General features: G+C 57.0%; 8 protein-coding genes and 2 pseudogenes. 3 read left to right on the forward strand and 7 right to left on the reverse strand.

What is annotated here, in order from left to right:
- Nucleotides 1-100 precede the first annotated feature (100 nt).
- Nucleotides 101-277: pseudogene (locus DW49_RS1000000130195) on the reverse strand (serine hydrolase); the annotation flags it as partial.
- A gap of 119 nt (nt 278-396) precedes the next feature.
- On the opposite strand from DW49_RS1000000130195, the pseudogene DW49_RS1000000130200 reads away from it, so the two are divergent.
- Nucleotides 397-762 (forward strand): annotated as a pseudogene (locus DW49_RS1000000130200) (transposase); the annotation flags it as partial.
- A 14-nt stretch (nt 763-776) separates the two neighbouring features.
- On the opposite strand, the gene DW49_RS0114390 reads toward DW49_RS1000000130200, so the two are convergent.
- Genes DW49_RS0114390 through DW49_RS0114410 form a run of 5 tightly spaced genes read right to left on the reverse strand, consistent with a single transcriptional unit; the run spans nt 777 to nt 6,546 of the window.
- Entirely contained in the window at nt 777-2,279 is a 1,503-nt protein-coding gene (locus DW49_RS0114390) for a glycoside hydrolase family 32 protein (RefSeq protein ID WP_005614747.1), read from the reverse strand.
- Complete coding sequence (locus DW49_RS0114395; RefSeq protein WP_005614748.1) at nt 2,276-3,421, reverse strand: ABC transporter ATP-binding protein; 1,146 nt, start codon at nt 3,419-3,421, stop codon at nt 2,276-2,278. The genes DW49_RS0114390 and DW49_RS0114395 overlap by 4 nt, the downstream gene beginning before the upstream one ends.
- 27 nt (nt 3,422-3,448) lie before the next feature.
- Nucleotides 3,449-4,291, reverse strand: coding sequence for a carbohydrate ABC transporter permease (locus tag DW49_RS0114400; RefSeq protein WP_005614750.1), 843 nt, complete (start codon nt 4,289-4,291; stop codon nt 3,449-3,451).
- A complete protein-coding gene (locus tag DW49_RS0114405; RefSeq protein WP_005614752.1) occupies nt 4,288-5,250 on the reverse strand; it encodes a carbohydrate ABC transporter permease in 963 nt (320 codons plus the stop codon). The genes DW49_RS0114400 and DW49_RS0114405 overlap by 4 nt, the downstream gene beginning before the upstream one ends.
- 21 nt (nt 5,251-5,271) lie before the next feature.
- A complete protein-coding gene (locus DW49_RS0114410) occupies nt 5,272-6,546 on the reverse strand; it encodes an ABC transporter substrate-binding protein (RefSeq protein ID WP_005614755.1) in 1,275 nt (424 codons plus the stop codon).
- Between the two features lie 167 nt (nt 6,547-6,713).
- Here DW49_RS0114410 and DW49_RS0114415 point away from each other — a divergent pair, with 167 nt between their 5' ends.
- Together DW49_RS0114415 and DW49_RS1000000133120 are read left to right on the forward strand one after the other, a co-directional pair.
- Nucleotides 6,714-8,291: a carbohydrate porin gene (locus DW49_RS0114415; RefSeq protein WP_032617100.1), complete on the forward strand. Its 1,578-nt coding sequence runs from the start codon at nt 6,714-6,716 to the stop codon at nt 8,289-8,291.
- Between the two features lie 182 nt (nt 8,292-8,473).
- The gene (locus tag DW49_RS1000000133120) at nt 8,474-8,632 is read left to right on the forward strand and encodes a hypothetical protein (RefSeq protein WP_003381255.1); all 159 of its coding nucleotides are present in this window, start codon (nt 8,474-8,476) and stop codon (nt 8,630-8,632) included.
- 402 nt (nt 8,633-9,034) lie between these two features.
- Here DW49_RS1000000133120 and DW49_RS0114435 read toward each other — a convergent pair whose 3' ends face one another.
- On the reverse strand, nt 9,035-9,586 hold the full coding sequence (locus DW49_RS0114435) for a hypothetical protein (RefSeq protein WP_024421299.1): 552 nt from the start codon (nt 9,584-9,586) through the stop codon (nt 9,035-9,037).
- Nucleotides 9,587-9,907 lie beyond the last annotated feature (321 nt).

The following is a 9,907-nucleotide window of genomic DNA, read 5'->3' on the forward strand; positions in this document are numbered from 1 at the left end:
TGTTTTCGAAAAAATCAGCCACCAACTAACGGAAAATTCAAATCTTATCAATAGCTTAGCTTGCAGGTTATGGGTAACTTATTTCGAAAACAGTACACTAGTGTCTGAGCAGCTGTCGAAGGGTAAAATGGTTTTCTTGTACTGGGTCGTCCAGCTGGATCAAACCGTCACGAACAAGGGAAAGTGCAGCCGTAGCAATCACCGGTTAGGTAAAACTCCACCAGGGTACAACCAGGTCCGGCTGTTCTGTCGGCAAATGCTGTCCGTTCAGAATTATGGAAGAAAGTAGTTTTGGAGATCCTTAAGTGTTACAAGCCGGACATCAACTAACGGCTTTTTACCAAGGTCTGTTTTTTCTGATGCTCATTGCACCCTTGATCCGGATTCATATTGTTCTGCCCTTGGCGAGATCTACTGAAAGAGTTTGGAAGCTGGAGCAAGATCTACAAGCGGTTCAATGCCTGGTCTGCTTCAGGCAAGTGGGTCAAGGTGCTTGAGGTGCTGAGGACCGACCCGGACCTGGAATGGGTTTTTGTTGATGGCAGCTATGCCAAAGCTCACCAGCACAGTGCAGGTGCGGCGAGCACGACGGACCAGGCAATAGGAAAAAGACTAAGGGTTATATCGCAATCGACATCTCGTAGAAAACGCCTTCGCCCGGTTGAAGCATTTTCGGGCGGTGGCTTCTCGATTTGACAAACTCAAGAGAAACTATGAAAGCGTCATAGCAATGCCTGCGCTTTTCTGTGGCTGCCAATGTGAAACGGGTACAGACCCTACCGGTAGCCCGAGGAAAGTGTCCATGCGTTGGCAATGCAGACCCGGCCTCCGGTCCCGTTGGCAATCAGCTTCACGCCCAGGCTGTCGGCCTGTGGATAAAGGCGGCTGCTAAGGGTGAAGTTGCCGTTTTTGTCGAATACTTCGATGGATGATCGATCAAGGAACACGCGCAGTTCCAGTTGGCCCTGTTTGGGGTCTATTGCCACGCTGCGTTGACCGCTGACGTGGGAGCCCGATGGGTCGCGGTCCAGGATCAAGCGTTTTAGCGAGGCATCGTAATAAAGCAGCGTCTGCTCCTTGCCATCTGCGCTGCAACGCAGTGCCACGCCCAAATGGCCTTCCAGGCAGTCGAGCAGGTCCAGATGCACATGTATTTCGAGCAGGTCGCCCCGCACCTCGGTCGCCCACCGGGTGCCCGGCTCACTCCACCACGGGGTGCCTGGCAATAACGCGTTGCGTAACCCCGTCAGTTCGCGTGCGGGGTGCACGCACAGGCGTTCGTCGCGCAGTTCAAGTTCGCGTGGCAGGCCGAGCATTCCGCGCCAGTGATGCGCAGTAGTGGGTGTCGGGCTTTCCCACATATCGAGCCACGCCCACACCAGACGTCTGCCATCGGCAGCCACGAGGGTTTGCGCCGCATAGAAGTCGTGGCCGTTATCCAGTTCGATAAAAGGCCCGCCGCTGAACTGCCATTGGCTGTCGATCTGGCCCACTCGGTAGCCAGTATGGAATTTGTTCAGTCGCTCGTAGCCCTGGGCCGGCATGCCTTGCGGGGAGTAAAGCAGTACATCGCGTCCATCAAGGCGAAACAGGTCAGGGCATTCCCACATATAACCATCGCCTTCGTTGCCACTGGACACATAGCTCACGAATTCCCAGGCGTGCAGGTCTGCAGACCGATACAGCGGCAGCAGCGGCTTGTCACCCAGGCGTGCGCCGGCAATCAGGTACCAGTGGTCATCCTGCTGCCAGACCTTAGGGTCACGGAAATGAATGATCGTGTCCTGCGGCGGGCTGTCGATGACGGCGCCGTGTTTGACGAAGTTGATGCCGTCGAGACTGGTGGCCAGACACTGCACCTGACGGATAAAACGCTCGTCGCCCACCTCACCCAGCCAGGTGTGCCCGGTGTAGACCAGCGCCAGGGTATCGCCACACACCACGGCGCTGCCGGAAAAGCAGCCGTCCCGATCGACGTCATCGCCCGGTGCCAACGCAATGGGCAGGTGCTGCCAATGGACCAGATCAGCACTCTTGGCGTGGCCCCAGTACATCGGGCCCCATTTTGCGTCAAAAGGGTGATGCTGATAGAACACGTGGTATTCGCCGCGAAAGAACACCACGCCGTTCGGGTCGTTCATCCAGCCCGCAGGCGGGGCCAGGTGATAACCGGGTCGATAATCGTGGATGACCTGCGACAAACCCTCCTCAAGCGCCTGGTGCGCGCGTTCGAGGGCGGGAGACATCGGGTTGCTCACGGTATTTACAGAAAAACTCATAGGGTGCCTGCTTGTACAAGGTGCGGCGTGGTGCCGGTTGTCAGCTGCTGACCGGCGTCTGCGTGACGCTTCAAGGCCAGGCCATCGGCGTCGAACATGTGCAGGTTGCTGTCATCCAGTTGCAGCGCGACCTGGTCGCCCGCCTGCCAACCAGTCTTGGCATCGCAGCGACAGATCAAGGGTTCGCTCTCGCCGGTAGCCAGGTGCACGTAGACCTCGCTGCCCAGGTATTCGACACCGGTCACCGTGACGCCAACGCCGTTGTTCGCAGCCGTCAGGGCGATGTGTTCCGGGCGAACACCCAGGGTCAATTGCGCACCGTTGGCCAGGTTCGAGCTGTCAAAGGGCAGGGACGTCATGCCCAGTGCCGGGATATCGATCAGGCTGTTGCGGCCTGGTGCCTGCAAGCGCACTGGCAGAAAATTCATTCTCGGCGAGCCCAGAAAACCCGCCACGAAGCGGCTGGCGGGGCGCTCGTAGAGCTCGCGTGGTGAGCCAACCTGTTCGACCTGACCGCCGTTGAGCACGACAATCTTGTCAGCCAGGGTCATCGCCTCTACCTGATCGTGGGTGACGTAGATCATGGTCGAGCCCAGCCGCTTATGCAGCCGGGCGATTTCGTTGCGCATCTGCACCCGCAACGAGGCATCGAGGTTGGAGAGCGGTTCGTCGAACAGCAAAATGTCCGGTTCCCGCGCCATGGCTCTGCCCATTGCTACCCGCTGACGCTGCCCGCCAGACAGTTCCTTGGGTTTGCGCTGCAACAGTTTGTCCAGTTGCAGAATCTGCGCGGTTTTCAGCACGCGCTCGCGCAGGCTGCTTTTTTCTGTCTTGGCCAGCTTGAGACCAAAACTGATGTTGTCGTAGACGCTCATGTGCGGGTACAGCGCGTAGGACTGAAAGACCATACCGACACCACGCTCGCGCGGTTCCAGGTCATTGACCCGTCGTCCGTCGATCAGCAGGTCGCCGTCGCAGATCGAGTCCAGCCCGGCGATCAAGCGCAGCAGCGTCGACTTTCCGCAGCCCGACGGGCCGACGAACACCACGAACTCACCCGTAGCGATCTCCAGGCTGACGTCGCGCAGAATACGCATGCCGCCCAATTGCTTGTTGATGTTGGCTAGCTTCAATTTCATCATGATGCTGTTCCTTGTCATGGTTGTGCATCAACCCTTTAACGCGCCGGCAGTGAGCCCGGAAACGATACGGCGCTGGAAGATCAGCACCAGAATCACCAGCGGGACGGTCACCAGCACCGACGCCGCCATCAACAGGCCCCAAGGCAATTCATGGGAGCTGCCACCCGAAATCAGGGCGATGGCAACCGGCACCGTGCGTTGGGCGTCTGTCAGGGTGAAGGTCAGGGCAAACAGGAATTCGTTCCACGCGGCAATAAACGCCAGCAGGCCTGCGGTGACCAGCGCGGGCCATAGCAGCGGCAACAGCACGCGGGTCAGCGTGACCCAGGGCGAGGCGCCGTCCATGATGGCTGCCTCTTCCAGCTCATGCGGCAATTGCCCCATGAAGGTGGTCAGCACCCAGACGGTGAAGGGCAGGGTGAAAATCGTGTAGCTGAGGATCAGCGCCCACGAGGTGTTATAGAGCCCCAGCGCACGGATCACTTCAAACAGCCCCGACAGCACCGCAACCTGGGGAAACATGGACACGCCGAGCACCATCATCAGGACCGTGCCGCGCCCACGGAACCTGACCCTGCCCAAGGCGTAGGACGCGGTCAGACCGAGAAACAGCGCGAGCATCACCACACACAGCGAAACCACCAGCGAGTTCGCAATGGCCTGCAGGAACGAAGCTTGGCTGAGGACCGCCGCGTAGTTGGAGAAGTCGGCTTTGGTGATCCAGTAGCTCGCCTCAAACAAGGCACTGGAGGGCTTGAGCGACGTCACGATGGCGTAGTAGAACGGGAAGATCGCGTAGAACAGCAAGATCCCGACAAGGCACCAGAAGCCCAGGCGCAGCAGTGCTTTTTTCAGTCGGCGCAGGTTCATGAGCGCACCTCCAGTTGACGACGTCCGAGGTACAGATAAAGCATGGCAATCACGGCCACGACCAGAAACAGCAGGGTAGAGGCCGCGCTGCCATAGCCCACATCCTGAAACTCCACCAGGTGCTGGCGGGCATAGACCGACATGCTCATGGTGCTCGAAGAGTTGGAGGTCAGGACATAGATGACGTCGAATACCCGCAGTGAATCGAGGATGCGAAAGATCGCCGCAACCAGTAAGGCCGGCATCAGCAGCGGCAAGGTGACACGCCAGAACACCCGCAACGGATGAATGCCGTCGACCCTGGCGGCTTCGTAGCAATCGCTCGGCAGCATCTGCAGGGCCGCCAGCATCAGCAGGGTGACGAAGGGCACGGTTTTCCAGACGTCGACGATGATGACGGCCCACATCGACAGGTCTGCATCTGCCGTCCAGGCCAGAGGCGCGTCAATCAAGCCAAGGCTCAGCATCAGGTGGTTGATGATGCCGAACTGGTCATTGAGCATCCATGACCAGATCTTCGCCGAGACAATAGTCGGAATCGCCCAAGGGATCAGAATCAGCGCACGGACCAGCGCGCGGCCGGTGAACTTGACGTTCAGCAGTAACGCGACCAACAGCCCCAGGACCATTTCCAGACCTACCGACACCACCGTGAAATACAAGGTGTTGCGCACCGCGTTCCACCACTGCGGATCGACCAGCACGCCTGACCAGATGGCACCGTCGTAAAACAGATAATTGCTCAGGCCAACGAATGAGCTGCTTTCGATGTCCGACAGGTCGGCATCAGTCAGGCTGAACCAGAATGTGCGCAGTAACGGCCAGGCTGCCACCAGCGTCAGGCACACCAGCATCGGCGTCAGAAACAGCCACGCAGCGCGTACCCTGCGACGTTGTACAGGCGTTTCCCGAGTCATGAGAACGTCGTCACGGGGGAAGTCGATAGAGGAGGAAGGCATGGTGATTTCCTTGCGTGTGGCTTACCAGTTGCGGCGTTTGATGCGCGTTAGTTCGGTTTCCAGTTCAAGCAGTGCCTGATCGACCGGCAAGTCGCCCGCCAGCACGCTATGTACCCGGTCAAAGAACGCGTTGGATACGCGTGGGTAGCCGCTGCCTGTGATGGCGGCGGGGCGCATCACCCCATTGGCGAGGATGCTGTGCAACTGGTTGTAGTAAGGCATTGCCGCGAGCAATTCGGGATCGTTATAAAGCGACTCGATCACCGGGTTGTAAGCGCCTGCCAGGGCGCGATGCTTTTGCTCTCGGGCGCTGGTCAGGTAAGCCACCAGCTCTGCCGCCAGCTTGGGGTTGGCGCTGTATCGCGAAACGGCCAGGCCCCAGCCTCCGAGTGTGGAAGCGTGGGTGCCGTTGGTTCCGCCGCGGGGCAGGGGGGCGATGCCGACCTTGCCTTTTACCGCGCTGTCCGGGCTCTGCACCAACGCCCAGACATAAGGCCAGTTGCGCATGAACAGTGCATTTCCCGACTGGAATACGCCGCGCCCCTCTTCCTCGGTGTAGTTGAGTACGCCGCGCGGAGAAATGTCGCCGACCCAGCTTTTCGCCAGGGTCAGCGCGGCTTTCGAGGCCGTACTGTTCACCACAATGTCCCCTTTCGGGTTGATCAACCCGCCTTCCGGCTGGCTGCTGATCCATTCGAGGGCGTTGCACGTCAGGCCCTCATAGGCGCGCCCCTGGAAGACATAACCCCACATATTGGCGTTCCCTGCCTCGCGTTCGGCTTGTTGCACGTGCCTGGCAGTAGCCGTCATGTCTTCCCAGGTCTGGGGAACCGGCTTTTGGTACTTATCGAGCAAGTCCTTGCGGTAATATAACAACCCCGAGTCGGTGAACCAGGGCATCGTCACCAGTCGGCCGTCAACGGTGGCGTTGTCCACCTGAGCCTGGAAATAGCCCTGTGTCGCATCCGCTGGAAGTAGCTCGCGCAGATCCGTCAGGTGTTTGGCGAGCATGCCGGGCCACACCATGTCGATTTGAATGATGTCGATGTCGGTGGACTTGGCACTGAGGATTTGCTGGTAGAACGACAGGCGCTCGGTTGCCGAGTTAGGCGTGGAGACCACCTGGACGTCGTTGCCGGTCTGTTTCGACCAGGTATCAACGGCCTCTTTGCACAGTTGCAATTCCGCTCCGACGGCCCCGCACGAGATCGTCAGATTTGCTGCGTTCGACAGCACAGAGAACCCTGCAGACAGGGTGAGCAGCGCCACAGGAAGAAGAGATTTCAGCTGTTTCATAGAGCCCTCTTTATTTTTGTTTTTATAAAAGTTAACGTTAACATCGTTAATGTAACAGCGTATTTTCGATGTGGCACCCTTTTTTCTTCGATTCGCACAATTCTGCGCTCAAGGAAAAAAGCTCGGCCAACGTCACAAAAACAATAAAAACAAAACAGGAAGTCCACATGCAGAACGCATCAAGATGGGTACTCGCAGGCGTGCTCGGCACCTCGACGGCGGTTTCTCAGGCAGCGACTCTGGAAGAGCGGATGGCTGCATTTGAAGCCCGTGCCAGCGCTGCTGAAAGGCGTGCAGCCGCAGCCGAACAGCAAACCCAGGCGCTCGCCAGGGAGCTGCAACAAATCAAACTTTCCAACCCTGCTTTGCAGCCTGCGGCGCCTGCTGTGGCGCCCACTGTGGCGGCCAGCCCAGCGCCTGCTCTGGATGATCGCGTGGCAAAACTTGAAGCCCGCCAATTGAGCATGGAGAAGCCAAGCGGTACCGGGCATCTCACCGACGGCTTCAGCTTCAAGGGCTACGCCCGTTCCGGCTTGTTGATCAACGACGGGCTGGGCGGTGGGCGCGGCGGGCCTTACACGACCCCGGCGGGTTCAGTCGGCGGTGCGGTCGGGCGACTGGGTAATGAAGACGACACCTACATGCGCTTCGACCTGTCGAAAGAAACCTACGCGCAGAACGGTACGCGTTCCAAATTCACGGTTTCCATCGCCGATGGAGTGGAAAGCTACAACGACTGGACGGCCAACGAGAGCAACCTGAATGTGCGGCAGGTATTCACCGAGCTCGACCATATCGCCGCGTTCAAAGGTAACCCGGTATTCGAGAACGCCACCCTGTGGGCAGGCAAGCGATTCGACAGGGATAATTTCGATATTCACTGGCTGGACTCGGATGTGGTCTTTCTGGCCGGTACCGGCGGAGGTATCTACGATGTTCAGATGAACAAGGGCTGGCGCTCCAACTATTCCCTGATCGGGCGTAACTACGGAGATTTCAGTGAGGGCGGCGTCGATGCCGATGTGGAAAGCTATATCCTGACCTCCAACCAATTCTTCGACAGTGGCCAGTGGCAGTGGATGTTCAACGCCATTGGTGCAAAGAAAAACGACGTTGGTACGCGCACCAATCAAGCGGGTTTTGCGCCCGCAGATTCAGGCCTGCACACCATGTTGGCCAATCACCAGAAAGACTTTTTCGGCCGGGAAGGGTTCTTCAAGACGGCCTTGCTCTATGGGCAAGGTCTGGGGGCGCAGGTCAAGGACATCGGCTCGGACGGTGAACTGCTCGACGACGCTCGCGCGGTGCGTCTGGCGCTTTATGGCGAAACCCCCGTTGCGCCGGGATGGCGCATCGGCCCAAGCCTGCTGGCAGAGCAGAGCAAAGACCGATACGTCAAAGGCGACGATTACCGCTGGCTCACGCTGAACATGCGCCTGGCCAACGAGATCAACAGTAATTTCGAAATGGCCTACGAGCTGAGCTGGCAAACCATGGACCTGGACCCCAAAGGCTACCTGCAACGCAACGCAGTCGATGGTAACTTCTGGAAGTTTACGGTTGCGCCGACGTTCAAGCCGGACATGGGTGACCTGCTCACGCGCCCCGAATTACGCGTGTTCGCAAGCCTCATGAACTGGTCTTCGGACCTGGACCGCTACAGCACGACCGGCAACTTCGGCAAAAGCGACTTCAGCGCCGGTGGCGTATGGCAATTCGGAATCCAGATGGAAACCTGGTTCTAGGCGCTGTAAGGCAGGTGACTGGGCCCGTAGAGCAGGGCGGCGGGCTTTTGCAGCACCAGCGCACAGGTGCGAAATGCACTGAACGCCGCCGCACGGTCTGACTCCAAACCATGCCCCGACGCCTAAAGCCAACGTATCGCGTCGGTGGGTGTTTGAACCCTCTGCCCACTCAAGGAATTCCCATGACCGACCCACGTAACGTCGCCCACGACAAAAAAGTTCAGCAAGAGAAAAAGAACCACGGCGAAGAAATCGCGCCCAACGCCGAACACGCGCCTCAGCCAGGCCTGAAGCCAGCCCTCAAGCACGACGATGATGACAAGGAAGACGAACAGGCTTGAGCCAGGCACCAGCCTGAATTGAAGATTGCCGTTGGCGGCGCTGGCAGATGTCAGTGGCCGCCCTATCACTGCCAATTCTCGCACCACGCCGGATTTTCCTTCGACTCGATTTTGGGCAGAGGGGGACTGGTCGCTATAGCCTGTTCTGAGAACACGATGTCAGGCATTTGAATTTCATTACACCTGCTACTTTTGCCCGGTTGTATGCGGGGCATCAGGACTTAACAAAAAAGACGTCTTTCTGAACGCCTTTTTGTCGGTTTCTATAAGTTCACTTGAACGCGATCCCAGATGTCTGTAACTGGCCAAGACAAGGTTTCAAGTGAACCCTCCTCAAACGGAATAAGCGTACAGTAGGCAGCGTTCAACCCGCCGCTGTGGGGGGCGCGAAGAGTCGGTTTTTTAGACGTGATCTTGGTTGGCGGGCTTGTCCACTTTTTTCGATGATTTAACGGGAGCAATGTTGGCTTTTTTCTTGGAGAATGCCTTTATTTGAAGATCCTGACTGTTTGCGAACGCAATAAAACTCTTCCAAGGTGCTGTATTATTTGACGGCTGATTGCGAGCACTGGCTGACGCGGCGTCGCAAACGCTAAAAGTGATATCGGCATCGGACAATTTTTGTATGCACTGCGTAAATTCGTTCCTGATCTTATCCGCCATGCTTGAGTCAGCATCTGAGTCAGACGAGCTTGATACGCCAGACGTACCGGCCATCGAAGCGGGTGAGCTCATTGCTATCTGGGGATAAGTTGCTTTGCTCATTACTGAGGAAGCTGCGCTCTCGTCAGTAGCCTGCAATACACCTGGAATATAAAAATTTATACGTTTTTTAAAGTCGGGTGTGGAGTAAACTCCGGTGTTGTCAACGACAAGCTTTTGATTGTCCAAGTCAACCAAGGTCGCAATATGCGTATCGACGCAAATAATTAAATTATTATCGTCGCGAAGCACGACGGGGTCTTGTTTTTTTTGCTGGTATATATTGTAAGTCCAGCATATTCGATACTATGTTTGGTCAGCTCGTCTTGAAAATAAGCTGCCCAGTTCCCGCAGTTAAAATTATAACTGCCCCAGTAGGATGGTTTGGCTTTGATGTTGATTTTTTCGGTAATGCCATTTATAAAATCCGGTGTCTTGATGTGGTTCTTTACATGAAATTCCCAATAGTCGCTCTTAAATTTTAAATGGTGGCGGCGGCAAAAACTGAGCGCAACACCTGACCAATCCGGTACGGTGAACCTATGTCATATCATGAACTCAGCATTGAAGAAC

Source organism: Pseudomonas avellanae BPIC 631 (genome assembly GCF_000444135.1).
In the GTDB taxonomy this organism is placed as follows: Bacteria; Pseudomonadota; Gammaproteobacteria; order Pseudomonadales; family Pseudomonadaceae; genus Aquipseudomonas; species Aquipseudomonas avellanae.